Origin of the sequence: Parapusillimonas granuli (genome assembly GCF_013416525.1) — a bacterium.
Classification (GTDB): domain Bacteria; phylum Pseudomonadota; class Gammaproteobacteria; order Burkholderiales; family Burkholderiaceae_B; genus Parapusillimonas; species Parapusillimonas granuli.
The window spans coordinates 108,889-132,930 of the sequence record NZ_JACCEM010000011.1 but is presented as its reverse complement, the minus strand read 5'-3'; the positions used below and the strand labels follow the sequence as shown (position 1 = coordinate 132,930).

Sequence of the window (24,042 nt, the reverse complement as noted above, 5' to 3'; positions counted from 1 at the left end):
TCTCCTCTAAATAAAGACCTGGAACTGCTAGTTTGTCCGGCGGTCTCCAGGACCGGACAACTCCCTTTCGGACTCATTGCGTGGACGTGGACGGCGTGTCCGGCTCCTGGACGGTCGACGGGTCGAGCGTGGTCACGGCATAGGTGCTGCCTTCGCGCAGGTAGTCCTGCACGATCTTGTTGTTCCAGTCGCTTTCGTTCTTGAGCCGCCAGCTTCCGTCCTTCAGGCCCTGCACCGCCAGGTGGACGACCGCCGCCTCGATGGCTTCCTTCACGCACAACTGGGTGGGCTCGTTGTCGGTGACGCCGGCCTCGATTTCCAGCAAGTCCTTGAAATTCACGAACTTGTAGACGCTGGGGCGCAGCTCGTAGGAAAAAATCGTCTTGGTGGTCGACACCGTCTGCAGCACGCGGCCCGTCCGTATGTCCACGCTGCGCAGGTTGACGGTGATCTGGTCCATGCGGTATTGCGTGGACAGGCCGACCCCGAGGAAACGCGCGCCTATGCCGCCCGTCCTGACGTTGCTGTCGTAGGCGACGATGCCGCCGTCGATCAGCACGGACGCCGGCATCAGGGCGGGAATGTGTATGGGCGGGGCGTTGTCGCCCTGGGAGCCGTCCAGCGCGCGCACGATGCGCCGCTCCGTCAGCAGCTCCTGCAGGCTTTCGCGCTCGACCGGCGTGAACCAGCCCGAGTCCTTGAGCGCCTTCACCAGCATCGAGGCCGCGCCCTGCGTGACCGAGGTGGAAAAGGAGCTGTCGGGCGAGGGCTTGTACTGCCCGGTCTGGTCCCGGAAGCCGTACACGGCGACGATCACCTTGCCCTTGGGCGGAGGCAGCTTAAGCAGATCCCGCGTCGAGGGCGTGGCCGGCGTCAGGTGTGCCGGCGTGGCGACCTCCACCGGCTTGTGGGGCGCGGCGCAGGCCGCGAGCAGGACGGACAGGGTCGCGGCGGCGCCCAGCCGGAAGGCGGGCCGTGCGCCGTGGGCTGCGGGACGGGCGGGCGCGCGGTTCATTTGCCCACCTGGAAGGTCGTCAGCCCACCGGTCATCTTGTCGGTGGTGGTGATGGAAAGAAAGCCGTTGCCCAAGTCCGCGACGGTGATGGTGAAGTTGTCGGTTTCCAGCGTGCCGGGCACGAACTGGCCGTCGGGGCCGATGATCTTGGAGCTCGCGGCGGTGGCCAGCCGGCTGATGATGGAACGCTCCAGCGTTTCGTTGAAGACTTCGAGCGGCGTCTTGTTCTCGAGCGCGTCGCGGGCTTCGTCCAGGTCGGGGTTGGTGTGCTTGTTGGTCGCGAGCGCCGAGTTCAGCAGCACGGGGCCGTTCAGCGGGTTGCCCCCGAACGAAGGATTGAGCGGATAGTAGACCAGCGGTGTCGCGCAGGCCTGGCTGCCGGCCAGCGCCAGCGCCGCCGTCATCAGCGCGCGGCGCAGGCCGATGTGCTTTTTGGTGTGCATGAGAGCTTGTTTCATTTACATCTCCTCGGGGCCCAGATCAGGGGTTCTGGTCATGATGCGTTCGACTTCACTGTCGGCGATGTTCCGGAAGACCAGGTCGACGGCGAGGGCGCTGATTTTTTTGGTTCTGGAGCGGGCGGGGGGGAGAAAGGTGCGGAACATCTGCTTTTGGCGGAACTGCACCCAGATTTCGCTGCCGAAGCGGGCCGACGGCCGTTCGTATATGGTCAGCGTGAACTGGCCTTTCGGATCCTTCTCGGCCCAAAGGCCGGCGAAATACTGGTAGAACTCCCTACCTTGCACCGTCACGGTGCGATTGATGATCACGCCCCGCAGCGGATCTTCAAAAACGCGCTTGATCCCATTGCCGCCATTGGCCTTGTCCAGGCTGGTCTTGGGCAGCGGGTCCTGCTCCAGCGGCGGAGTGGGCGCCGCCAGGGCGCAGGACGCCGCCAGGGCCAGGAACATCGGCAAGGCTTCATACGTGCGCATGGGATCTCCTCATTGACTACGCTTCCGGCGTTTCGAAGAGTTTTGGCTGCTTTTTCTAACGTCTCGAAACGGTACCGATGACTACATGGTAGAGACGTGGATGGGGGAATACATGAGGTATATGCCGTAGGCCGCACCCGGCCATTTGGTGTACGCAATGCGGGCGGCGTCGCGCCTCGGAGCGTAGGCCGAGTGGCCGGTCGGCCGGTGCTCAGGCGACCTTGACGGTATGGAACACCGGGCTATTGCCGGCCGGCTGCATGCGCAGCTGGTCCGTCTCCAGCTGCGCGATGGCGCCGTCGTTGGAGTGGTAGATGACCGTCACCCGGCTGCCCTGTATTTCGTGCAGCTGATTGCAGGACAGATGGAAGTGCGACGCCAGTTCCTCTTCGTCCACGGCGTCGGCCGAACGGATGAGCTTGAGCCTGCGGAACAGCCTTTTGTGGTAGCGCCCCCAGGCGACCACCACAAGCGCGTTGAAGCATGCGACCAGCAGGTACAGGGCGAGCGTCTGCAGCGTGGGAACGAGCGGCGTCACCGCCGGATCCAGCAGGGAAGGCATGGGCTGGATGCCGCCGGCATGGACGATGGACACCACGCCGCGGGTGAAAAGATAGAAAAATGCCATCCAGCCCAGGGCCGTGAGGGCCGCGTCGACGGTCCAGCCCAGGGATGTGCGTTTGGTGGTGATGATGAGGTTCATGTTAGCTCCTTGATTCCGCGGTCCGGGCTGGTCCAGCGCGCGCGCTGGCGCCGTATGCGGAGCATGACTTTGGGAAAGCTCAAAAGACTGGTGAGCAGGTTGATGATCCAGTAGACGAAGGGGTACCAGATGATCCAGTACAGCGAGCGCGTGATGGCGGGCTCGTAGCGGCGGTCTATCAAGACGCTGAGCAGGAACTGCAGCAGGCAGACCATGGCCAGCACCATGCCGGTGAAGGCGGGCGGCAGCAGCACCGACACGTTCATGCCCGGCGGCAGCACCATGAACAGGCTCAGCACCCACAGCCCGATCGACAAGGCCACGGCGAAGGCCCAGCCGGTGGACAGGAAGAATTCGATCATCAGCGGCCACATCCGGCGGTATTCCCATTTCCAGATGCTGAACATGTTCTTCAGGAAGACCTCGGCGCCCCCCTGGGCCCAGCGCAGGCGCTGCTTCCAGAGCCCGTGCAGCGTTTCGGGCATCAATATCCAGCACAGCGCGCGCGGTTCGTAGAAGATGGTCCAGCGGGCGCGCTGCAGCTTCCAGGTGATGTCGATGTCTTCGGTGACCATGTCCAGGCTCCAGTAGCCCACCTGGTCCAGGGCCTTGCGCCGGAAGGCGGTGCAGACGCCCGACACCGTGAACAACTGCCCGAACACGCGCTGGCTGCGCTTGATCAAGCCGATGATGGACGAGAACTCGCCCACCTGTATGCGGCCGATCAGGGTGGAGCGCGTGCGGATGCGGGGGTTGCCGGTCACCGCCGCCACGTGCGGATGCTCGACCAGCGGCGCCACCAGGTAGTTCACCGCATCGGTGTCCAGCATCGCATCGCCGTCTATGCACACCAGGTATTCGCTGCGGGCCGCCATCGCGCCCATGCGCAGCGCCATGGCCTTGCCCTGGTTCTGGGCCAGGTGCAGGACGCGCAGCCGCGGGTGCTCGGCCGTCAGGCGGTCGAAGAGCGCGGCCGTTCCGTCGCTGGATCCGTCGTTGATGGCGATGACCTCGATGTTCGGGTAGTCCTGGTTCAGCGCGGCCAGCAGGGTTTCCTCGCCGTGGCGCTCCTCGTTGTGGCAGGGCACCAGTATGCTGACCAGCGGCATTCCGGCGGGCATCGGCGGGCGGTAGGGCCGCCAGTTCCAGTCGCGCTCCCAGCGCAGCCAGAAATACAGCCCGCCGGCCATCCATATGCCCGACATGAACAGCGGGTAGAAGAAGACGAAGCTGAGCAGGGCATCGCTGGTCAGGACCAGGACGACGCCGAAGGGCGCGCCCAGCACGATGCACAAAACCAGGAAGGCAATCAGGCGGTCTATCATCAGTAGGGATACCAGGCATGTGAAATGGCCGGCCGGATGATCTCCAGACGGGGCTCGTCCTGAATGAAGTCGTCAGGGTAGTAACCGAAGTTGCGCGCGCCGCGCAGCTGCAGGCGCTTCATCCAGTGCGCGATGGTGTGGGCGTCGATGTGGTCCGGGTCGCCGTGGCCGGCGCCGGCCCGCCAGTCGCGCGCCTGCACCTCGAACACCGTCTTGTTCAGGGCGCCGGGGCGCCGGGCCACCGTGTCGACCAGCCGGTCCAGCCAGGCGTCGGCCTGGTCGTGCGGCACGTTCTCCATATAGGGCATGGCCATGGGAGCGGTCCAGTCGTAGGCGCCCAGGAAGTCGTCCAGGTTCTGTGCGAACCAGGCTTCGCTTTCGGGTTCGAGTATCGGCAGGGCGTAGATGTTGCGCGCCGTGCCGATCTGGGGGCCGCGGATCTCCCGCACGCGCCGGGCCAGCGTCTGCGTGAAATCGACCAGGTAGCGGCTCTTGTAGCGCGTCCAGCGCCGCATGGTCTCGGGATCGGCGCGCAATTCCCGGATCGCGCCGGGCAGGCCTTGCGCGCGGTATGCCGCCAGCGCGGCCGGGCCGGCGTCCTCGTAGTCGGACAGCAGCGCATCGTCGTGGAACAGCACGCCGTTGAAAATGGCGTGGCGCGACAAATCCTCGTAGATGTCGGTGATCTGCCGGCGCACCTGGGCGTCGAAAGGGGAAAGGCGCAGATACTGGTTCTTGGCCGGCGCGCTCCGGCCGGTTTCGGGATCCCAGCGTTCCACCCGGGGCAGCGCGGGGTCCAGGTCGAAGCTGAGCACCGGCATCCAGGCATAGACCTCGACATGGGCGCGGTTGATGAGCTGCCAGGCCGCCCGGTTGAAAAGGTCGGCGCGCATCGGCAGGTGGCGGTTGGGGAAATACAGGGAGCGGGCCAGGCCGTCGCCTTCCGGGTCGGCGAAGGCCTGCAGGAAGACGGTGGTGATCTGCATGTCGGCGATGCGCTGGATCACCAGGCCCAGGTTCTTGTCCATCTGCGCCGGGTCGGGATCGTAGACGTAGTCCAGGTCCACGTGGGCGACCCGCATGGCGTGGTCGCGCTGCATGTTCGAAATGGCGCCGGCGAAATTGCGCAGGGAGGGGTCGTTGGCCAGCAACAGCCGCGGCGTGTTCATCAGGCCGTCCACGGTGCCGGCCCCGTCCAGCAGCGTCAGCGCCATCTCGTAGCCGTTGTCGCCCACGATCTCGAGCGCGCCGCCGCTGGCGGCGCCATAAGGCCACACCCAGACGCGCGGCGTCTTGCCGCTCGCCTGGCGTATCTTGCGGGTGATCGACCCGACGTCCCGCTCGATGCGCGCCCGGTAGGCTTCATCGCTCTCATAGCGGCCGGTTTTCGGGTCGTACAGCCGCGCCGCGGCGGCCGGCTGCTGGTTGCCCTGCGGATTGGCGACCGCGCCATAGTGCAGGTTGTCGGTGTGCGCGCCGATTTCCACCAGCCCGCTGCGCGCCACCTCGCTCACCTGGCGCCAATACAGGAAGCGCTCCCTGTCGGTGGGCTTGCCGCCGAAATCGACTTTCTGCTTGGCGGGGGTGTCCAGCCAGATGCCGACCGGCGCCAGGACCGAGGGCCAGCCGTAGGCTTTGAGCATGGGGAAGACGTGGGTGTAGAAGCTTTGATAGCCGTCGTCGAAGCTCAAGAGCACGGCTTTCTCGGGCAGCGGCTCGCCGCCTTGGCGCGCGTTCAGGATCTGATCCACCGACACCGCCTGGAAGCCGTTGGCGTGCAGCCACGCCAGCTGTTCCTTCAGATGCTCGGTGCGCACGCTGACATAAGCCTGATCGGGATCCGTGTCTTCCACGTCGTGGTAGGCCAGGGCCAGGAATTGGTTCTTCGGCCAGGGCCGCTGGTTGTTTTCCATGGGACGCTGGTCGGGCGGCACGAATACCGGAATGTCCCGGGCGCAGCCGGTGAGCGCGCCGGACATGCACAGCAGGCCCGACAGCAGGATGCGCGGCAAAGTGGTATTGAGCATGAACAGTCCTTTGGCGTTGGCGGGCGCTAGAAGCGCAGATTCATGTCCAGCATGACGCGCAGTTCGCGCTCGCGCTGTCCGTCATAGGGCCGGCTGACGCCCGAGATGCTCACCCCGACGTCGAAGGTGTTGCCTCGGCGGTAGCGAATGCCGTAGCCCAGCGCGCCCACGGCGCCCGGGCCGTATCCCTTCTGCGCATAGACGCCCGCGCCCAGGGTGAACTTCTGTTCCAGGGCGGTTTCGTAATGGCGATACAGGGTGTGCGTCAGGCTCAGCGTGGGCAGCAGCATGAAGTCGGACCGGGGGTTGAAGTACATGGCTTCCTCGTTGGAGTTGTGCGAGGCATAGGCCTCCAGCTCCAGGTCCAGGCGCGCGCGCGGCGCGGTATACAGCCTTTCGCGGCCGCTCAGCAGCGCCGAGATCCGCCGGTTGCCGTCGCTGAAGCGCGACGGCGTCAAGGCCAGCCGCCATTCGCGGCGCTCGTTGGCGCGCCAGCGCAGCCAGACGCCGGCGCTGTTGGACGACACGTCGTTCAGCAGCGCGCGCAGGGGCGTCTGCCTGGACCGCAGTTCCCCCATGGCGCCGATCTGCCATTGGTCGTTCAGGTCCAGCGACGCCGACACCCGGAAGCCGGGCTTGACGCCCTGGCCGTAGCTGTGGGCGGACACCTCGGCTTCCGCGGTGAGGTCCCGGCCGCGCCACTCCACCCCCGTGCGCAGCCAGCGGTAGCGGGCCTCGCCTTCGTCGTATTCGCCGGCGGCATAGCCCGCGCCGCCGAAGACGCGCCAGTCATGCCGCAGCGGCGCCGAATACAGCACGGTCTCCATGCCGAACCCGCCGTTGCCGGTGGCGGGTCCGCCGGAATCCAGGTCGCGGTATCCCGATACGCGCAGCTCCGCCTTGTTGTGCGTTTCCCAGTCCTGCATGAGCCGCCGCACCCTGAGGTTCTCCGGGTAGCGTGCGCTGATGTCCTGCAGCAGCAGTTCCGCCTGGCGCCATTCCTGCAATGCCATGGCGGTTTCCACTTGGCCGATCTCCACGTCGAGATTGCGCGGCGTCAGCGTTTCCGCCATCTTCAGTTCGACCTCGGACCGCCTGGGCCATTCCCGCGCCCGGTAGGCGCTGGCCAGCGAACTGCGCAGGCTGCTGTTGTTGGGCGCCTGTTCCACCATATGGGCGAGCGCGCGCTCGGCCGCCACGGTGTCGTTGGCGTACAGCTTGCCCAAGGCCACGGTGTGCTGGGCATACAGGTTGTATTCGTTGGGCAGGGGTTCGGGCTGCCCCTTGACCCGCCGCCATTGGGGCTGGCTGGCGCGCAGCTGTTCCAGGATTTTGTCGGCTTCTTCGTATTGCTGGCTTTCCTGCAGGGCGTAGAACAGCCCGGTCTGGTTGGCGAGGTGGACGCCCGGCTCCTCGCCGTCGTCGGGTTCGTCGAAGACCAGGCGGTGGTAGAGGTCGCGCGCCTGCTCCGGCCGGCGCAGGTGCAGGTAGGCGGCGGCGACGACGTTCAGCGCGTAGCGGGGAACGGCCACGCCCTGCGCCCGCAGGCGCTCGTATTCCTGGACGATGTCGCTCATGCGCGCCCGGGCGTGCAGGGCGTGCAGGCGGTCGAAACGCAATCTCAGGGTGTCCTGGCGCGCTTCCTCGCCCAGCGCCTCCCATTGAGGGATGAGGCGGTCGTAGATGCCCAGGACCCGGTCGGCGACGTCGAAGCGCTCGCTCTCGTTGCGGGCCGGCATGGCGGCGATGCGGGTCAGCTCGGCGGCGTGGTCGGCCTGCAGATGACGCAGCTCCGCGTCGCTGAGCAGGCCGGGATGCTGCTCGGCCAGGCGCAAGGCTGGCTCGGACAGCCCGGATTGCTGCAGGGCCAGTATGTATTCGCGGTTCACATAGGGCTTGCCCGGCGCAAGGGTTTGCGCGCGCGAGGTCCGCAGCAGGACTTCTCCGTTCGCGCGGCGGCTGCGGTGCGCATAGGCGAGCGCCAGCTGCAGGTCGGCGTCCTCGGGCCATTTGGCGGTGGCGTCCGACGCCAGGGCCAGGGCTTCGGCCTGCCTGCCCGCGTCGGTCAGCACCATGATTTCCCCGACGGCGAAGCCGGGCCGGTCGGGAAAAAGGCGCCGCCCCTCGCTGAACAGATGGCGGGCCTTGTCCCATTGGCGGGCGTCGCGGTATGCCCGCGCCGTGGCTTCCAGGACGTCGGCCGGCGGCCGGTTGGGGGCGGGCTGCAACCCTTCGTAGGCGGCGATGGTTTCGGCGCCGTGGCCGGCCCAGGAGGAAATCAGGATCCGGTCATAGGTCGCGCGCAAATCCTGCGGATGCTCCAGCGCATGCCGGCGCAGCATGGCCAGGGCGGGCTCGTAGTCGCCGGCGCGCGCCTGCAGGATGAGCGCATCGTACTCTTGCCGGGGTACGGCGGCGCAGGCAATGAAGGCCCATGACTGGGCGGCGGCCACGCATAATATGCTCAGGCGCTTCTTCATGCTCTTGTCCCCGGGCGTGGGCGGGCGGGGCTGGGTGTCGGCACGGAGGGCATGGTTGTCGGGCTCCTCTTCCTTGATGCTATGGATCATAGAGACGAAGCGACTCGGCCAGAATGAGGCAGACGGCTTACGCAATGGCCGCTTGGAGCGCCGGCCTACGCGTTACGGTTTAATCCTCCGGACGGAGGCGGATGGGCCGGGAAGCCTCCGCGCCGGGCGCGGGCGGGTGTTAAAGTCCCGTGCATCGATGGCGATACCGATACGAGGAGACCAAAAAAATGAACCAGACCCTGGCCGTTCAATTGACGGAATTCGGCCCCCCGGAAGTGATGGCCTTGCGCGAATTCGACTTGCCGCCTCCCGGCGCGGGGGAAATCCGGCTGCGGCAGACGGCCATAGGCTTCAATTACATCGACGTGTACCAGCGCACGGGCAAATACCCGCTGCCGACGCCGACCGGCCTGGGCCACGAGGCGGCCGGCGTCGTCACGGCGGTGGGGGAGGGCGTCGCCGATTTCCGGCCGGGCGACCGCGTCGTCTACATGAATGCCGGCATCGGCGCCTACGCCACGCAGCGGAACATACCGGCGGAACGCGCCGTGCGCCTGCCCGAGGGCATCGACGAGGCATCGGCCGCCGCCCTGTTCTTCAAGGCCATGACGGCCCAGTACCTGTTGCACAAGACTTATCGGGTGGGGCCGGGCGACACCGTGCTGGTGCACGCCGCGGCGGGCGGGGTGGGGCAGATCCTCAGCGCCTGGGCCAAGGCCCTGGGCGCCACGGTCATCGGCACGGCGGGCTCGCCCGAAAAATGCGCGGTGGCGCGCCAGGCCGGATGCGACGCCGCGGTCGACTACTCCGCGTCCGGCTGGGTGGAGCGCGTGATCGATGCCGCCGCCGGCGGCAAGGCCAGCGTGGTCTATGATTCCGTGGGCCGGCACACCTTCATGGGCTCGCTCGATTGCGCGCGCCCGTTCGGCCATGTGGTCGTGTTCGGCGCCGCGTCGGGGCCGATACCGCCGTTCGACGTGGAGCTGCTGAACAAGAAGGGCTGTCTCTATCTGACCCGGCCGTCGGTGTTTCCCCACAACGCCGAGGTGGGCGTATTCCGCGCAAACGCGCAGATGGTGTTCGATGCATATTCCCGCGGCATCATCCGCGCGAACATCGGCGCCCGCTTTCCTTTTTCCGAAGTCGCGCGGGCCCACGCCGCCGCCGAGGCCCGCGCGACGACGGGGGCCATCGTCATGGTGCCTTGAGCCCGGCCCCGGTCTTTTCCCGCAGCGGCGCCCAGGCGTGGCGGCCGGGCTGGGGGCCGGCGATGGCGCCCGCCTGCATCATCGCGCTGCATTGTTCCGGCGGGACGCCGGCCGCTTGCAGGATCTCCAGCGTGTGTTCACCGAGCTCCGGCGGGGGCAGGGTGTGCAAGCCATTCTTGTCGGCATTCAGGCTGGGGAATTCAGGCACGTCGAATTCCAGGCCGCGCAGCGCAACGCTGCGCAGCTTGCCGGGCTGCCGCGCCTGGGCCGGTTCCAGGACGCGTTCCAGCGGCAGCACCTCGGTGAAGCCGACATCGGCCGCCTTCAGCCGCTGCGCGGCTTCTTCGAAGCTCAGCGCGCCGACGGCCTGTTTCACGATGTCTTCCACCTGTTGGCGCGCCTTCTTGCGCATGCGCAGGGTGGCCAGGGTCTCGTCGTCGGCCTGGGGCAGCTGCAAGGCGCGGCAGAACTTGGACCAATGCGCGTCCGTCAGCATCAAGAGATACAGCCAGCGGCCGTCGGCCGTCTGGTACGCCCCGTAGCCGGGCATGCTGAATTCGCCATGCGGCTCGCGTTCGGGCCTGCCCAGCAGCTGCGTCTTCAACTGCACCCCGACCAGGTCGCGCGCCGCGACGTGCAGCCCGGTTTCATATAGGCCGATCTCGATCGGGCCGCTTTCACGGCCCTGGTGCTTTTGCAGCAGCGACGACAATATGCCGATGACCGCATAGGCGCCCGCGAACTGGTCATGGTAGGACGGCCCCAGCCGGCTGGGCCGCCCGTCGATCCGGTTGCCCTCCATGACGCCGCTGGACGCCTCCGCCACCGGATTCGACGCCAGGTCGTCTTCCTGGGGGCCGGGCCCATAGCCCCGGATGTGGCAGTAGATCAGGGCGGGGTTGGCGTTTTTGCAGGCCTGCGGGGTGACGCCCAGCTTGCGCGCGGCCTTGGGCGCCAGGTTGTGCACCAGGACGTCCGCCGTGGCCAGCAGCTTGCGGAATGCCGCGCCGCCTTCCGGCGTGCCCAGGTCGATGCACACGCTTTTCTTGCCGTGGCTGTAGGCGATGAAGGTTCCGCTGGGGCCGCCCCGCACCAGGCTGCGCGTGGGATCGCCGCGCGGCGGTTCTACTTTGATGACTTCGGCGCCCAGCTGGGACAGGATGTGGGACGCGAAGGGCGCGGCCAGCATCGTGCCCAGTTCGATGACACGGCGGCCGCTCAAAGGCGCATTCTGCATGGAAGATTCCTATTCGTTTAATATAATGCATTATATATTCTTGATCGGGCCGGTTTTTATGCTTTGCCTTAGGGGTAATCCCGTATTAATTGCCTCATACAAAAATATATAATGCATTCCTATGGGGGCAAAACCCATCATAAATCAATAAACAGGAGACACATCGTGCATAGACGGACCTTTCTTTCGGGCTGCGCCGCGGCGGCCTCCCTGGCACTTCCAGGCCTTGTGCGGGCCCAGCAGCCCGCTCCCGGCATAGACACGGCAAGCAAGACCGTCACGGTGGGCGCCTTCACGCCGATCACCGGTCCCGTTCCGTTCTACGCCATTCTTACCCACGCGGCGGAGTCCTGCTTCAAGTGGGCCAACGAAACGAATGCGCTGGACGGCTGGAAGATCAAGTTCGTCACTTACGACGACGGCTACGAGCCCGCGCGCAGCGTGGCCGTCACGCGCCGCCTGGTGGGGGAGGACAAGATATTCGCCTTGACGGCGCCGGTGGGCACCGCGCAGTCGGTGGCGGTCATTCCCTACGCCAAGGAAGTGGGCCTGCCCATGATCGGCCCCATAGGCGGCGCCACGGCCCTGTTTTCGGAGCGCCTGGTGTTCCCGCTGCTGCCCGATTACGGCTGGTCGGCGGCATCCAATCTGGATTACGCCGTCAAGGACTTGAAGAGCGACCGCGTCGCCTTGCTGTGGGAAAACGATGAATTGGGCCGTTCCGCCAAGCGCGGGTTCGACATGCACATGAAGACGCTGGGCAAGGAGCCGGCGGAGTCCATCCCCTTCGAAGTCCGCAATACCGACTTCACCCCGCATTTGCGCCGCATCGCCAACGCCAAGGCCCAGACCGTGATTCTGTTCGGGTCCAATGCGAACCTGGCCGCCGCCCTGAAGGCCGCCGACCGCCTGGGTTTCAAGTCCAACTGGATGGCGCCGTTCTTCACGGCCGACCCCACCACCTACAAGCTGGCGGGGCCCTTGCTCGATGGCGTGTATTTCTCGTCCTGGCTGGTGCCCGTCACCGCCGACGACCCGCAGATCAAGGCCTATCGCGACAGCGTGTCCAAACATTATCCCAACGATCCGATCGGCGTGTTCGGCCTGAACGGCTGGAGCAACGCATCCCTGTTCGTCAAAGGGTTCAAATCGCTGCTGGGCAGCGGCAAGCCGCTGACGCGTGAAAGCCTGGTCGACGTCATGGAAACCATGCGCAACGAAACCGTCGGCGGCGCCCGCGGCGTGAGCTTCGAGAAAGGCGACCACCGGGGCGCGCGGCAAGAAGGCATCATCCGGGCCGGCGAAGGCGGCAAGTTCGTGCTGGTGCGCGACTTCAAGCCGTATCCGGCCGAGGTGTTCAACGCGAAGGTCGGCTAAGAGGCAATCATGAGCGATGAATACCAGGCATGGGTGGGGCGCGAGGAAGAGCGGACGGAACGCATCCTGGGCTCGGTCGCGCGGGCCATGGCGGCCACGCTGGACATCCCGGCGGCGCCGCTGGACGGCGATCCGCTGCCGCCCGGCTGGCACTGGCTGTTCTTCAACCCGGTGGAACGGCGCAGCGGGCTGGGCCCCGACGGCCATCCGCGGCGCGGCGGCTTCCTGCCGCCGATCGAGCTGCCCAGGCGCATGTGGGCCGGCAGCCGCATACGCTATCTGGCCGACCTGCCGGTGGGCGACGCAGCCACGCGGCGCAGCCGGATCGCCAAGGTGGAGAACAAGGTCGGCAAGCGCGGCGCGCTCTGGTTCGTCACCGTCGAGCATGCGATTACCGCCAACGGCGAGCTTTGCATCGTCGAAGAACAGGACATCGTCTACCGCGAAGCCACGCCCGCGGGCGCGGGCGCGGCGCTGCAGCCTCACGACGCCGAGTCCGACTGGGGGCGCGATTTCCAGCCCGACACGACGCTGCTGTTCCGGTATTCGGCCCTTACCTTCAACGGCCACCGCATCCATTATGACCAGGCCTATGCGCGCAGCGAAGAAGGCTACCCCGACCTGGTCGTGCACGGCCCGCTGACGGCGACGTTGCTGCAGCAGTTCGCGGTGGAGCAGGGCGGCGGCAGGCCGCTGTCCCGTTTCGATTTCCGGGGCGTGAGCCCTTTGTTCGTCGACCGGAGCTTCCGCCTGGAAGGGCGGGCCCTGGAGGACGGCTCGCTGAGCGTCTGGGCCCGGGGCCCCGGCGGCGAACTCGCCATGTCGGCGGCGGCCGCCTTTCGATGAACGCAATCCATCATGCAACACAAACAGGAGCAGGCAGAAACATGACACAGCATATGAGCGGGCCGGCGGATCTCCACGGCCGGGTGGCCCTGATCACGGGCGGAGCGGGCGCCATGGGCCGCGCCATCGCGAATGCGTTCAGCAAAGCGGGCGCCCGGGTCGTGGCGACCGACCTCGCGCAGGACGAATCGATCGGGGAAGGCATAGCGTACCGGCGGTACGACGTCACTTCCCGCGAGCAGACCGATGCGCTGATCGATGCGGTGATCGCCGAGCACGGCAAGGTCGACATCCTGGTGCTGTGCGCCGGCATCATCGCGCGCACCTCGTTGGCCGACAGCACGGACGAAGAATGGGACGCCCTCATGGCCGTCAATGTGCGCGGCGTGGTGAATCCCACCCGCAAGCTGTTTCCGCTGATGTGCGCGCAAGGCTACGGCAAGATACTGGCCGCGGGCTCCATCGCCGCCAAGAACGGCGGCGTGGCTTCCGGGCCCGCCTACGTGGCGTCCAAGTCGGCGGTGCACGGCATGATCCGCTGGATGGCCAAGGCCGGCGCGCCGCATGGCGTCTATGCCAACACGCTGGCCCCGGGGCCGGTCGAAACCGCCATGTGGGCCAGCGTCACCACCGGCGGGGCGCCCGCGGCCAACGCCACCGTGCCGCTCGGCCGCTATGGCAACCCCGAGGACATCGCCCAGGCGGCGCTGTTTCTCTGCTCCCCCGCTTCCAACTGGATCACCGGCACCTCGCTGGACATCAGCGGCGGCATGTGGATGGACTGACAGGAGACGCGACATGGCAGTGGAAACTTCACCGGTGATCGGATTCATCGGCTTGGGCGTGATGGGCGGCCCGATGTGCAGGAACATGGCGCTCAAGCACGCCGGCGACGTCTTGGCCTACGACATGAATTCGAGCGCTTTCGAGGCGCTGGAAGGCACCAAGGCCCGGCGCATGGCAACCGTGGCGGACGTGGCGGCGGCGGCCGACTGCGTGTTCCTGTCCTTGCCGGGCGGGCCGCAGGTGGAGCAGGTCTGCCTCGGCGCCGGCGGCTTGTCCGCAGGCGGCAGGCGCCCCTCGACCATCATCGACCTGAGCACCACGGCGGTGGCGTCGGCCCGCGCGGTGGCGGAAAAACTCGCCGGCGCCGGAATCGATTTTGCCGATGCGCCGGTGGCGCGGACGCGCGAAGCGGCGCAACGAGGCGAACTGAGCATCATGGTGGGGGCCTCCGACGCCGTCTACGCGCGCATCGAGCCCATGCTGCGCTACATCGCGTCCGACGTCACGCATTGCGGCGCGGTCGGCTGCGGCCAGGTGGTGAAGCTCATCAACAACGCCCTGGTGTTCGAGCACACCATGGCGCTGGCGGAAATGATGGTGCTGGGCGAACGGTCCGGCGTGCAGCCGGCCGTCTTGCTGGACGCGGTATCGAAAGGCTCGGGCGACAGCTTCGTGCTGCGCAATCACGGCCGCAAGGCCATGCTGCCAAGAAGCTTTCCCGACAAGGCCTTCCCGCCGGAGTACGTGCTCAAGGACCTGAGCTATGTGCTCGAGCTGGCCGCCCAGACGGGGCTGGCCGCGCACGTGGCCGAGCTCGCCCAGCGCTACTACGCGGCGACCGCCACGGAAGGGTGGAGCGGCCGCTATTTTCCGGCGGTCATCGAGATCATCGACCGCGGCATCGGGCCGGCGAAGGCCGGCTGAGGAGGGACGCGCACATGGCTGACATCATCGGGCTGGCCTGGGCCGGCATCATCAGCGGCTGCCTGTATGCGATGGGCGCGATCGGGCTGGTGCTCGTCTACAAGAGCTCCAACGTCGTGAACTTCGCCCATGGCAACCTCGCGGGCCTGGCGGCCTTCCTCGTCTTCGGCTTCACGGCCGGCATCTTCGCCAACATGGCCTGGGGTCCCGCCGTGCTGTTGACGCTGGTCATCATGGTGGCGGTCATGGCGCTCAGCTATCTGTTCATCGCCCCGCTGGTGTTCAAGTCCGACCTGACCAGCACCATCGCCACCCTGGGCGTGGGCCTGATCGCGCAAGGGGCCACGCAGCTGGTTTTCGGATCGAACGTGGTGTCGCTGGATCTGCCCCTGCCGGCCTGGCGGGCCGAGCTCGGCCCCTTGCGCGTATCGGCCTATGACCTCGCGGTGCTGTCGGTGACCGCCCTGGCCATCGGCTGCCTTTACCTGCTCATCGAACGGACCCGCATCGGGATCGCGTTCCGGGCGGTGTCCGCCCACCCGTTCGCAAGCCGGGTCTGCGGCCTGAACCTGCGGCGCATCCATCTGTTCTCGTTCGTGGTGGCGGGCCTGCTCGGCCTGATCGCGGCGCTGCTGATCGTGCCCACGACTTTTCTGTCCTCGACCAGCGTCGCGTCATTCATGCTCCAGGCATTCGGCGCCGCCGTCGTGGGCGGCTTCAACAGCCTGCCCGGCGCCGTGCTGGGCGGAATCTTCATCGGCGTGGTCATGAATCTGCTGTCGTTCTATATCGCGGCCGAATTCAGCAACACCTACATGCTGCTCATCATCCTGCTGGTGCTCAACGCCTTCCCCAAGGGCGTGCTGGCGATTCGCGGAGGCGCCCGTGTCTGATCTCAGTGTATCGGCATCGGCCGACCGCCTTGCGGATGCGTCCGTGCCGGCCATGCGTGCGCGGGCCCCCAGGCAGCGCCTGTCCGCCGCGGCGGGCCTGGCCGGGCTGCTGGTCCTGCTGGCGCTGCCGCTGACGGCGGGCGGCTACTGGACCTTCACGCTGGGGCTGTGCTTTGCCAACGCCATCGCGATTCTGTCCGTCAGCTTCCTGGTCCGCTATGGCGGCGAGGTTTCCATCGGGCATGGCGTATTCGTGGCCGCGGGCGCATACACCGTCGCCCTGCTCGAAAAATACCTGGCGCTGTCCCTGTTATTCAGCCTGCCCGTCGCGGCCGTGGCCGGCGCCGTGCTGGGCGTGCTCTTTTCCTATCCCTCGCGCCATCTGTCGGGCATCTACCTGGCGGTCGCCACCATGGCGCTGGCGCTGGCCCTGCCCGAAGTGCTGCTCCACTTTTCGAACGTCACGGGCGGCTATGGCGGGCTGTACGTCAATCTGGACGCCTTGCCGGGCGTGTCCAAGGACATGCAGCGCTACTACATGCCGTTGGCGGGCCTGGTGGCCGTCGTGCTCTTGCTGCGGCATTTCCGCCGTTCGCGCCAGGCCATGGCCTTGCTGCTGATCCGCAGCTCGGCCCATGCCGCCGAATCCTTCGGCATCAGAAGAAGCTGGGCGCGCCTGTCCTGCATGGCCTTGAGCGCCGGCATCGCGGCCGTCGCCGGCGCCTTGCTGTCGTTCAGCTCATCGACCGTGTCGCCCAACAGCTTCACGCTCTGGACCTCCATCTTCCTGCTGGTCGGGTCCGTGGTCAGCCTGTATTCGCTTTCCATCGCCGGCAGCGTCATCGGCGGCCTGTTCCTGACCATGGTGCCCTTGCTGCTCGCCGGGGCCGGCGACTGGGTGCCCGTGCTGTACGGCGCTGCCCTGCTGGCCGTCGTCCTCGGCTTCAACGCGCTGCCCGCGGATCTGCGCGCGCGGCTGGAAGGGAGCCGTTCATGAGCGCCGCCGTCATCCAGCACGCCGAGCCGCTGCGCGTCGACGGCCTGTCCCTGTCGTTCGGCGGGATACAAGTGCTGTCCGACATCAGCCTGCGCCTGGAGGCCGGCGAAATCACCGGCCTGATCGGCCCCAACGGGGCGGGCAAGACCAGTTTCTTCAATTGCCTCACCGGCATCTACGCCCCCACGCAAGGCGGCATTGAAATGGGCGGGCTGCGCCTGGAGGCGCTGCCGCCCTTCCGCCGCGCGGCGCTGGGGTTCTCGCGCAGCTTCCAGCACGTGGCGCTGTGTCCGGAGCTGACCATCGCGGAAAACGTCATGATCGGGCTCGACCGCCTGTCCAGGGCGGGCTGGCTGCATGCCTTCCTGCCTTTGCCGGCGGGGCGCAAAGAGCGCGCGCGCAATCGCGCGCTCGCGCTGGGCGCGCTCGAGCGCCTGGGCATCGCCCAAGTGGCGGATTCCCGTCCGGCCGAACTGCCGCCGGGCCTGCTGCGCCTGGCGGAAATCGCGCGCGCCATCGTGGGCGAGCCGCGGGTGCTGCTGCTGGACGAGCCGGCCGCCGGGCTCAACTCCATCGAGACACGCGATCTCGCCGCCGCGCTGAAGAAGCTCAGGTCTCCGGACCTGGTCCTGGTGGTCGTGGAGCACGATATGGATTTGATCATGGACGTCTGCGACCGCATCTTCGTGCTGAACGTCGGCCGGCTGCTGGCTTCCGGAACGCCTGCGCAGGTCCGCGCCAATCCGGAGGTCGTGAAGGTCTATCTGGGAGACGAGGATGAATGAGCGAGCGCGGCAGTTGTTGCGGGTCGACGGCTTGACGCTGCGTTACGGCGCCGGGCCGGTGGTGCACGGCATCAGCCTGGGCGTGGAGCAGGGGACGGTGGCGGCGCTGCTCGGCGCCAACGGGGCCGGGAAGTCCAGCACCTTGCGCGCCATCGCGGGGCTGGAGCCCGCGCAAGGGCGGGTGCTGTTCGACGGCCGGGACGTCAGCGGCTGGTCGGCGGCGCGGCGCTTCCGGCTGGGCATCGTGTACGTGCCCGAAGGCCGCGCCATCGTGGCGGACCTGACCGTCGCGGAAAACCTGATCCTGGGCTCGTATTACGAAGACGCGCGCACGCGGGGCCGGCGCAGGGAGATGGTGCTGGAGTTCTTTCCCGAGATCGCCAACCGCTTGAAGTCGCCCGCCGGCCTGCTGAGCGGCGGAGAACAGCAGATGCTGGCCATCGGGCGCGCGCTCATGGCCGGGCCGCGCCTGCTGCTGCTGGACGAGCCTTCGCTGGGCCTCGCGCCTTTGCTGGTCGCGCGCGTCTACGAGCGCCTGGCGGCCATCCAAAAAGATCAAAACCTGACGGCGCTGCTGGTCGAGCAAAGCTTCCACGTGGCGGCCCGGCTGGCGGCGCGGGCCTGGGTGTTGCGGCACGGGCATGTCGCGGGCGAGCTCGATGCCGAGGCGCTGCGCAGCCGCGAGGGGCGCCAGCGGGCGATAGACGCCTATCTGGGCGCGCGCCAGGAAACCGGCCATGCCGTCCATGCATGAGAAGGAGGGATGAATGAAGATATTGCAGCTGAAGGGCGGGGTGCTCGCCCGGGGCCTGGATTTTCCCGAAGGGCCGATCGCCATGGAAGACGGCAGCGTGCTGGTGACCGAAATCGCGGGCGGCAGGCTGACGCGGGTGCTGCCCGACGGGCGGCTCGAGGTCGTGGCCGAGCTGGGAGGCGGGCCGAACGGCGCCGCGCTCGGCCCCGACGGCTTTTGCTATGTCTGCAACAACGGCGGGTTCAGCTGGCGCACCGACGACGGCTTTTCACGGCCGACGGGCGCGGCGCGGGATTATCGCGGCGGCTCCATCCAGCGCGTCGACCTGTCCACCGGCAAGGTCGAGACCCTGTACACCGAATGCGACGGCGTGCCGCTGCACGGGCCCAACGACATCGTGTTCGACGCCGCCGGCGGCTTCTGGTTCACCGACTTCGGCAAGACCTTTGAAGACCGCATATTGCGCGGCGCCGTCTATTACGCCGGCGCCGACGGCCGGTCGATACGGCGCGCCGCGCACCCCGTGCTGACCCCCAACGGCGTCGGCCTTTCCCCCGACGGCGCCACGCTCTACGTGACGGAAACGGAAACAAGCCGCTTGTGGTCCTATCCCGTCGCCGGGCCGGGCGCACTGCTCCAGGAACCCTGGCCGTCACCCAACGGCGGGCGGCTGGTTCACGGCCTGCCGGGCTACCAGCGCTTCGACTCCCTCGCGGTGGAGGAAAGCGGGAACATCTGCGTGGCCACGCTGGTGCGCGGCGGCATCAGCGTCTTTTCGCCCGCGGGGGACTGGCTGGAATTCCATGAGGCGCCCGAAGGCTATTGCACCAACATCTGTTTCGGCGGCGGCGATCGGCGCACCGCCTTCATCACGCTGTCCGGGTACGGACAGCTCTTTGCCGCGGAATGGCCGCGTCCAGGCTTGCCTTTGCGGGCATGAGGCAGGCATACACCCACACCCATTAAAAGGATGGCGCATGATCATCAGAAGAAACCCCGGCCGGCGCAACATGCTGCGCGCGGCCTTGTCCATGGCGGCTCTTTCCTTGGCGGCGGCCGCGCCGCCGGCGGCGGGGCAGGGCTGGCCCGAGCGGCCGGTGCGCATCGTCGTGCCCTATGCCGCGGGGCAGGGCGCCGACATCCTGGCGCGCCTGCTGGCGGACGAGCTCGCCAAGCGGATCTCGCAGCCCATCGTCGTGGAGAACCGGGCGGGCGCGGGCGGGAATATCGGAACCGCGGCGGTGGCGCGCGCGCCCGCCGACGGCCATACCTTCCTGCTGGGCACGAACGCCACCAATGCCGCCAACGAATTCCTCTACGACAGCCCCGGCTTCAATGCCGCCACGGATTTCGCGCCGGTGGCCATGATCGGCCTGCTGCCCATGGTGATCTCCACCTCGACCGCCGACTTCCCCGTCAACGGCATCCCCCAATTGATCGAACAGGCGCGGGCCAAGCCCGATACGCTGAACGTGGGCCTGCCCAGCACGACGGCGCAAGTGGTTTTTTCGGAATTCGTGCGCGCCGGCAAAGCGCCTTTGTTCGCCGTGCGCTACAAGTCGTCCGGCCAATCCATGACGGACGCGATCGGCGGGCGCATTCCCTTGGTCATCGATACGGTGACGGCCACGCGTCCGCAGGTGGAAGGCGGCAAGCTGCGCGCCCTGGGCATCACCTCGTTGAAGCCCACCGACATGCTGCCGGGCGTGAAACCCGTGTCCGAGCAGGGCGTGCCCGGTTTCGACATCGTCGCCTGGGATGCGCTGTTCGCTCCGCGCGGCACGCCGGCCGATGCCGTCAAGGCCATGAGCGACCACGTCCAGGCCATACTGCGCCAAGCCGATGTCCGTAAAAGAATGCAGGATATCGGGGTGGAGCCGCTCATCATGAACGCCGACGAGCTGGGCGAGTTCGTGAAGAATGAACGCAAGAAGTGGGGCGATATCATCAAAGAAGCGGGAATCAGCCTGGGTTAAGCGGGAAGCACAGCGAAGTCGGCGCCAACGAGAGCGCGTTGACTTGTTTTTAAAAAGAATGCATTATGCATTTTATGTTTTCAACAGGAGCATACAAGTGAGTACAGTGGAAGAGATCCAAGCCGCGGTCGGCAATGCCCCGGCGGAAGGGCGCATCACGGACGAGGCCGTTGCGGCGGCGCGCGCGATGATTGGTTTGCAGCTGCGGCCCGAAGGCCCGTATCTGCAGGACGCGACGGCGGACACGCTGCGCAACTGGTGCAACGGCATCGGCGATTTGAACCCTCTTTACCGCGAAAGCGGATACGGGGCGGGCACCCGCTACGGCACCCAGATCGGCCATCCCATGTTCCCCATGGCATTCGGCTGGCTGGGGCGCACGCGCTGGGGCCTGCCGGGCGTGCATGGTTTCTATGCCGGCAACGACTGGGAACTGTTCCGCCACGTCCGCCCGGGCGACCGCGTCTCCGCCATCGAGCGCGTGGTGGGCGTCGAAGAAAAGGAAAGCAAGTTCTCGGGCCGGCTGGTGCTGCAGTACGTCGAGGCCTCCTACTTCAACCAGCGGGGCGAGCTGGTCGCCCGCGCCCTGGGAACCTGCACCCGCCACGAGCGCAAGGCGGCGCGCGACACCGGCAAGTACAAGGAGATCGAGCAGCATCAATACAGCAACGAAGAACGCGATCGCATCGATCAGATGGTGCTCGACGAGCCCAAGAACATCCGGGGCTCGGCCGTGCGCTACTGGGAGGAAGTCGAAATCGGGGAAGAGCTGCCGACCATCGCGCGCGGGCCTTTGTCCTTGATGGACACCATGGGGTTTCTGGTGGGCTGCGGGCGCGGCCATACGCACGGCGTGGTGCTGCAGGCCGCCGTCAAGCACCCGGGCCATTTTTTCCGCAACCCCGAAGCGGGCGGCGGGGTGGAATATACCGGCATCGGCCACCACCGGGAGTCCGTCGCTAAAGAAGTCGGCGTGCCGGGCACGTACGACTACGGTCCGCAGCGCTCGTCCTGGATGTGCTCCCTGGTCACCAACTGGATGGGCGACGCCGGCGTGCTCAAGCGCGTGCGCACCGAGATGCGGCGCTTCAACATCATGGGGGACACCACTTACTGCAAGGGCAAGGTCGTGCGCAAATACGTGAAGGACAACGTCGGGCTGGTCGATATCGAACTGGCCGCCGTCAATCAGCGCGGCGAAGTCACCACGCCGGGGCTGGCCACCGTGGCCCTTCCTTCGCGGGAGGTCAAGCATTCGGTGTTCATCGACGGCTCGGGCATCGATCTCGAATTGCCCGTCGTCCGCTGAGGTTTCCCCGGTAAAGCTGCGAGGCAGTCCTATGCATCCGAATGAATCGCCACATGTCGCGGACCAGCCCCTGGCGGGGTGCAGAGTCCTGGAACGGTCGCGTACGGTCGCCGCCGCGTACGCCGGCCGGCTGCTGTCGTCCATGGGCGCGGAGGTCGTCATGCTGGAGCCGCCCGGCGGTTCCCGGCTGCGTCGGGCCGGCCCCCACGTGCAGGAAACCGGGGAAAGCGCGCTGTTCGCCTATCTGGCGGTCGGCAAGCGCAGCCTGGTCTGCGACCCCGGCGGCGCGGAAGGGCGCTCGCTTCTGGCCCGCGAACTGTCGGCGGCCGACATCCTGATCGACGACACTCCCGTCGCCCTTCGCGGCGCCGAGGGGCTCGACCCCGAGGCGGTCGGGAAGATCAACCCCGCCGTGGTCCATGTCAGCGTCCTGCCTTTCGGCGCGGCCGGCCCCAAGGCGGGCTGGGATGCCGAAGAGGTCAATCTGCTGCACGCCGGCGGGGAAGGCTATTTGCTGCCCAACGGCCTGTCGATCGAACTCTTTCCGGAACGCCCGCCCCTGAAGATCCACGGCCACTTCGGCAGCTACCAGGGCGGATGCATGGCGGCCCTGGGCGCGCTTTCCGCCTGGTGGGCCGTGCCCGAGGCGGGCGGGCAGTATGTGGACGTCTCGGTCCAGGACGCCGTGCTCGCCGTCGGCGCGTTCGCGCTGCAGCGCCTGGGCGACGGCTCCCTGGAGCACCGCAGCGGGCGCAGTTTCCGATACGGCGGGGTGTTCGAGACACAGGACGGATACATCGAGCTGCTGACGCTGGAGGACCGGCAATGGGCTTCGCTGGTGGAACTCCTGGGCGATCCGGCATGGGCCCGGGATCCCGAGCTGCGCGATCCGCTCGTCCGCAGCGCCCGGGGCGGTGAGATCAATGGGCACGTGCGCGCCTGGATGGCCCGCCACCGGGCCGACGACATCGTCGAGCGGGCCCAGCAACTGGGCGTGCCCGTGGCCAAGTATCGCCCGCCCGGCGAAGTCGTGAACGGCGAACACGAGCGCGCGCGCGGCCTGTTCGCGCAGGGCACGCTCCAGAGCGGGAAAACCGCCGCTTTCCTGACGGCGCCTTTTCAGTTTCGCCGCAGCCCCCTGGCGGGCGGCGGCCGCGTGCCCGAACTCGATGAAATGGCCCAGGAGATCCCACTATGAGCGGCACACCCAGGGCTCCGCTGCACGGCGTGCGCATCGCCGATTTCACCATCCATGCGGCCGGCCCATTCTGCACGCATCTATGGTCGCAGCTCGGGGCGGAATGCATCAAGATAGAAAGCCAGACCCGGCTGGACGCCTTCCGCAAGCCGCATGCGGTCTACGGCAGGATGTCGGCGGCCACCTTCGACCAGGTTTCCGCCAACAAACTGTCGGTGCGCCTGAATTTGAAGCAGCCCGAGGCGGTCGCCCTGGCAAAGCGGCTGGTGTCCGTGTCGGACGTCGCCGCGGAAAGCTTCCGCCCGGGCGTCATGAAGCGGCTGGGCCTGGATTTCGACGCGCTGAAGGAAGCGAAGCCCGACATCGTCCTGCTTTCCCTGTCGTCCTGCGGACAGGACGGCCCCGATTCCCATTTCGCGGGCTATGCGCCGCTTTTCGGCGCATGGGGCGGGCTGGGCTGGATGAGCGGATACAGCGACGGGCCGCCGGTCGAAATGCGCCACGTCATGGACCACGCCGCCGGCACGCATGCGGCCCTGGCCCTGCTGGCGGCCTTGCACCAGAAGCGGCGCACGGGCCGCGCGCAGCACGTCGATCTCGCCGCCCGCGAAGTCGCATCGGCCATGATAGGCGAAGCATTGATCCTGGCCAGCCTGGGCCAGACGCCGGAGCGCATGGGCAACGCGGATTCAGCCATGGCGCCGCATGGCGTCTATGCCACGAATCGCCCGGACCGCTGGCTGACGCTCGCGGTCCGCGACGATGCGGAATGGCGCGCCCTGCTGCGCGTGCTGGGCCAGGAGGATGCGGACCCCCGCTACGCGTCCGCCGCCATGCGCTTGCGCCACCGTTCCGAGCTGGACGCGCAGCTTGCGCAGTGGCTCGCCCGCCATGACGCGGACAGCCTGGCGGAGCGCCTGCAGCAAAACGGCGTGTGCGCGCACGTATCCTGGAACATGCGGGACATTGCCGCCGATCCCCATTTGCGGGAGCGCGGGTCCGTGGTCGAAGTCAGCGGGCCCGGCATTCCGGCGCGGCTCGCGGTCGGGTCGCCGATCCGCTTCAGCGCGACACCGGAAGTCGGCATACGCAGGTTGACGCCCGAGCTCGGGCAAGACGAAGATTATGTATTTGGCGAACTATTGGGCTTGAACGCGGCGCAGCGCGCCGACCTGCAAGAACGCGAGATCATTTTCTGACTGACGAAAGGACTTCA

The 24,042-nt window shown here is 67.2% G+C and carries 22 protein-coding genes; 14 read left to right on the top strand and 8 right to left on the bottom strand.

Annotated features, from left to right (window positions below; genetic code table 11):
- Positions 1-73: 73 nt before the first annotated feature.
- The 7 genes from H0A72_RS19100 to pgaA all read right to left on the bottom strand — a co-directional run bounded on the left by H0A72_RS19100 (position 74) and on the right by pgaA (position 8,575).
- On the bottom strand, positions 74-1,015 hold the full coding sequence (locus H0A72_RS19100; protein WP_180158093.1) for a CsgG/HfaB family protein: 942 nt from the start codon (positions 1,013-1,015) through the stop codon (positions 74-76).
- The gene (locus H0A72_RS19095; protein ID WP_246436822.1) at positions 1,012-1,473 is read right to left on the bottom strand and encodes a curli assembly protein CsgF; all 462 of its coding nucleotides are present in this window, start codon (positions 1,471-1,473) and stop codon (positions 1,012-1,014) included. Before H0A72_RS19095 ends, H0A72_RS19100 begins: the two co-directional genes overlap by 4 nt.
- Positions 1,474-1,950: a curli production assembly/transport protein CsgE gene (locus H0A72_RS19090; RefSeq protein WP_180158092.1), complete on the bottom strand. Its 477-nt coding sequence runs from the start codon at positions 1,948-1,950 to the stop codon at positions 1,474-1,476.
- A 211-nt stretch (positions 1,951-2,161) separates the two neighbouring features.
- Entirely contained in the window at positions 2,162-2,653 is a 492-nt protein-coding gene (pgaD, locus tag H0A72_RS19085; protein WP_180158091.1) for a poly-beta-1,6-N-acetyl-D-glucosamine biosynthesis protein PgaD, read from the bottom strand.
- Positions 2,650-3,978, bottom strand: a complete 1,329-nt coding sequence (pgaC, locus tag H0A72_RS19080) for a poly-beta-1,6-N-acetyl-D-glucosamine synthase (RefSeq protein ID WP_180158090.1) — start codon at positions 3,976-3,978, stop codon at positions 2,650-2,652. The genes pgaD and pgaC overlap by 4 nt, the downstream gene beginning before the upstream one ends.
- The gene (gene pgaB / locus H0A72_RS19075) at positions 3,978-6,005 is read right to left on the bottom strand and encodes a poly-beta-1,6-N-acetyl-D-glucosamine N-deacetylase PgaB (protein ID WP_180158089.1); all 2,028 of its coding nucleotides are present in this window, start codon (positions 6,003-6,005) and stop codon (positions 3,978-3,980) included. The genes pgaC and pgaB overlap by 1 nt, the downstream gene beginning before the upstream one ends.
- Before the next feature lie 26 nt (positions 6,006-6,031).
- Complete coding sequence (pgaA, locus tag H0A72_RS19070) at positions 6,032-8,575, bottom strand: poly-beta-1,6 N-acetyl-D-glucosamine export porin PgaA (RefSeq protein WP_246436821.1); 2,544 nt, start codon at positions 8,573-8,575, stop codon at positions 6,032-6,034.
- A gap of 188 nt (positions 8,576-8,763) precedes the next feature.
- Between pgaA and H0A72_RS19065 the strand changes: the two genes are divergently transcribed.
- Complete coding sequence (locus tag H0A72_RS19065) at positions 8,764-9,744, top strand: quinone oxidoreductase family protein (RefSeq protein WP_180158088.1); 981 nt, start codon at positions 8,764-8,766, stop codon at positions 9,742-9,744.
- Here the strand turns inward: H0A72_RS19065 and H0A72_RS19060 are convergent.
- Positions 9,731-10,981 carry a CaiB/BaiF CoA transferase family protein gene (locus H0A72_RS19060; RefSeq protein WP_180158087.1) on the bottom strand — a complete coding sequence of 417 codons (1,251 nt, stop codon included), beginning with the start codon at positions 10,979-10,981 and terminating at the stop codon, positions 9,731-9,733. The two genes, H0A72_RS19065 and H0A72_RS19060, sit on opposite strands and share 14 nt — an antisense overlap.
- A 165-nt stretch (positions 10,982-11,146) precedes the next feature.
- Between H0A72_RS19060 and H0A72_RS19055 the strand changes: the two genes are divergently transcribed.
- From H0A72_RS19055 to H0A72_RS18995, 13 genes are all read left to right on the top strand, one after another.
- A complete protein-coding gene (locus H0A72_RS19055; RefSeq protein WP_180158086.1) occupies positions 11,147-12,358 on the top strand; it encodes an ABC transporter substrate-binding protein in 1,212 nt (403 codons plus the stop codon).
- A gap of 9 nt (positions 12,359-12,367) precedes the next feature.
- Entirely contained in the window at positions 12,368-13,204 is an 837-nt protein-coding gene (locus H0A72_RS19050; protein WP_180158085.1) for an HTD2 family dehydratase, read from the top strand.
- A 41-nt stretch (positions 13,205-13,245) separates the two neighbouring features.
- Positions 13,246-13,989, top strand: a complete 744-nt coding sequence (locus H0A72_RS19045) for an SDR family NAD(P)-dependent oxidoreductase (RefSeq protein WP_180158084.1) — start codon at positions 13,246-13,248, stop codon at positions 13,987-13,989.
- Positions 13,990-14,002: 13 nt separating this feature from the next.
- On the top strand, positions 14,003-14,914 hold the full coding sequence (locus H0A72_RS19040) for an NAD(P)-dependent oxidoreductase (RefSeq protein WP_180158083.1): 912 nt from the start codon (positions 14,003-14,005) through the stop codon (positions 14,912-14,914).
- 14 nt (positions 14,915-14,928) lie between these two features.
- The gene (locus H0A72_RS19035) at positions 14,929-15,807 is read left to right on the top strand and encodes a branched-chain amino acid ABC transporter permease (protein ID WP_180158082.1); all 879 of its coding nucleotides are present in this window, start codon (positions 14,929-14,931) and stop codon (positions 15,805-15,807) included.
- A complete protein-coding gene (locus tag H0A72_RS19030) occupies positions 15,800-16,804 on the top strand; it encodes a branched-chain amino acid ABC transporter permease (RefSeq protein ID WP_343060127.1) in 1,005 nt (334 codons plus the stop codon). Before H0A72_RS19035 ends, H0A72_RS19030 begins: the two co-directional genes overlap by 8 nt.
- Positions 16,801-17,589: an ABC transporter ATP-binding protein gene (locus H0A72_RS19025; protein ID WP_180158081.1), complete on the top strand. Its 789-nt coding sequence runs from the start codon at positions 16,801-16,803 to the stop codon at positions 17,587-17,589. The genes H0A72_RS19030 and H0A72_RS19025 overlap by 4 nt, the downstream gene beginning before the upstream one ends.
- The gene (locus H0A72_RS19020) at positions 17,582-18,343 is read left to right on the top strand and encodes an ABC transporter ATP-binding protein (RefSeq protein ID WP_180158080.1); all 762 of its coding nucleotides are present in this window, start codon (positions 17,582-17,584) and stop codon (positions 18,341-18,343) included. The genes H0A72_RS19025 and H0A72_RS19020 overlap by 8 nt, the downstream gene beginning before the upstream one ends.
- Positions 18,344-18,356: 13 nt before the next feature.
- Positions 18,357-19,283 carry an SMP-30/gluconolactonase/LRE family protein gene (locus tag H0A72_RS19015; RefSeq protein WP_180158079.1) on the top strand — a complete coding sequence of 309 codons (927 nt, stop codon included), beginning with the start codon at positions 18,357-18,359 and terminating at the stop codon, positions 19,281-19,283.
- Positions 19,284-19,320: 37 nt separating this feature from the next.
- Positions 19,321-20,319, top strand: coding sequence for a Bug family tripartite tricarboxylate transporter substrate binding protein (locus H0A72_RS19010; RefSeq protein ID WP_180158078.1), 999 nt, complete (start codon positions 19,321-19,323; stop codon positions 20,317-20,319).
- A gap of 97 nt (positions 20,320-20,416) precedes the next feature.
- On the top strand, positions 20,417-21,628 hold the full coding sequence (locus H0A72_RS19005) for an FAS1-like dehydratase domain-containing protein (RefSeq protein ID WP_343060126.1): 1,212 nt from the start codon (positions 20,417-20,419) through the stop codon (positions 21,626-21,628).
- Between the two features lie 31 nt (positions 21,629-21,659).
- Complete coding sequence (locus H0A72_RS19000; protein WP_180158076.1) at positions 21,660-22,826, top strand: CoA transferase; 1,167 nt, start codon at positions 21,660-21,662, stop codon at positions 22,824-22,826.
- Positions 22,823-24,025 carry a CaiB/BaiF CoA transferase family protein gene (locus tag H0A72_RS18995; protein ID WP_180158075.1) on the top strand — a complete coding sequence of 401 codons (1,203 nt, stop codon included), beginning with the start codon at positions 22,823-22,825 and terminating at the stop codon, positions 24,023-24,025. Before H0A72_RS19000 ends, H0A72_RS18995 begins: the two co-directional genes overlap by 4 nt.
- Positions 24,026-24,042: the final 17 nt, after the last annotated feature.

What these genes read in the sequence shown, in the direction of transcription:
- H0A72_RS19100 (WP_180158093.1), bottom strand. Translation starts at nt 1,015, where the DNA reads ATGAACCGCGCGCCCGCCCGTCCCGCAGCCCACGGCGCACGGCCCGCC.
- H0A72_RS19095 (WP_246436822.1), bottom strand. Translation starts at nt 1,473, where the DNA reads ATGAAACAAGCTCTCATGCACACCAAAAAGCACATCGGCCTGCGCCGC.
- H0A72_RS19090 (WP_180158092.1), bottom strand. Translation starts at nt 1,950, where the DNA reads ATGCGCACGTATGAAGCCTTGCCGATGTTCCTGGCCCTGGCGGCGTCC.
- pgaD (WP_180158091.1), bottom strand. Translation starts at nt 2,653, where the DNA reads ATGAACCTCATCATCACCACCAAACGCACATCCCTGGGCTGGACCGTC.
- pgaC (WP_180158090.1), bottom strand. Translation starts at nt 3,978, where the DNA reads ATGATAGACCGCCTGATTGCCTTCCTGGTTTTGTGCATCGTGCTGGGC.
- pgaB (WP_180158089.1), bottom strand. Translation starts at nt 6,005, where the DNA reads ATGCTCAATACCACTTTGCCGCGCATCCTGCTGTCGGGCCTGCTGTGC.
- pgaA (WP_246436821.1), bottom strand. Translation starts at nt 8,575, where the DNA reads ATGATCCATAGCATCAAGGAAGAGGAGCCCGACAACCATGCCCTCCGT.
- H0A72_RS19065 (WP_180158088.1), top strand. Translation starts at nt 8,764, where the DNA reads ATGAACCAGACCCTGGCCGTTCAATTGACGGAATTCGGCCCCCCGGAA.
- H0A72_RS19060 (WP_180158087.1), bottom strand. Translation starts at nt 10,981, where the DNA reads ATGCAGAATGCGCCTTTGAGCGGCCGCCGTGTCATCGAACTGGGCACG.
- H0A72_RS19050 (WP_180158085.1), top strand. Translation starts at nt 12,368, where the DNA reads ATGAGCGATGAATACCAGGCATGGGTGGGGCGCGAGGAAGAGCGGACG.
- H0A72_RS19045 (WP_180158084.1), top strand. Translation starts at nt 13,246, where the DNA reads ATGACACAGCATATGAGCGGGCCGGCGGATCTCCACGGCCGGGTGGCC.
- H0A72_RS19040 (WP_180158083.1), top strand. Translation starts at nt 14,003, where the DNA reads ATGGCAGTGGAAACTTCACCGGTGATCGGATTCATCGGCTTGGGCGTG.
- H0A72_RS19035 (WP_180158082.1), top strand. Translation starts at nt 14,929, where the DNA reads ATGGCTGACATCATCGGGCTGGCCTGGGCCGGCATCATCAGCGGCTGC.
- H0A72_RS19025 (WP_180158081.1), top strand. Translation starts at nt 16,801, where the DNA reads ATGAGCGCCGCCGTCATCCAGCACGCCGAGCCGCTGCGCGTCGACGGC.
- H0A72_RS19020 (WP_180158080.1), top strand. Translation starts at nt 17,582, where the DNA reads ATGAATGAGCGAGCGCGGCAGTTGTTGCGGGTCGACGGCTTGACGCTG.
- H0A72_RS19015 (WP_180158079.1), top strand. Translation starts at nt 18,357, where the DNA reads ATGAAGATATTGCAGCTGAAGGGCGGGGTGCTCGCCCGGGGCCTGGAT.
- H0A72_RS19010 (WP_180158078.1), top strand. Translation starts at nt 19,321, where the DNA reads ATGATCATCAGAAGAAACCCCGGCCGGCGCAACATGCTGCGCGCGGCC.
- H0A72_RS19000 (WP_180158076.1), top strand. Translation starts at nt 21,660, where the DNA reads ATGCATCCGAATGAATCGCCACATGTCGCGGACCAGCCCCTGGCGGGG.
- H0A72_RS18995 (WP_180158075.1), top strand. Translation starts at nt 22,823, where the DNA reads ATGAGCGGCACACCCAGGGCTCCGCTGCACGGCGTGCGCATCGCCGAT.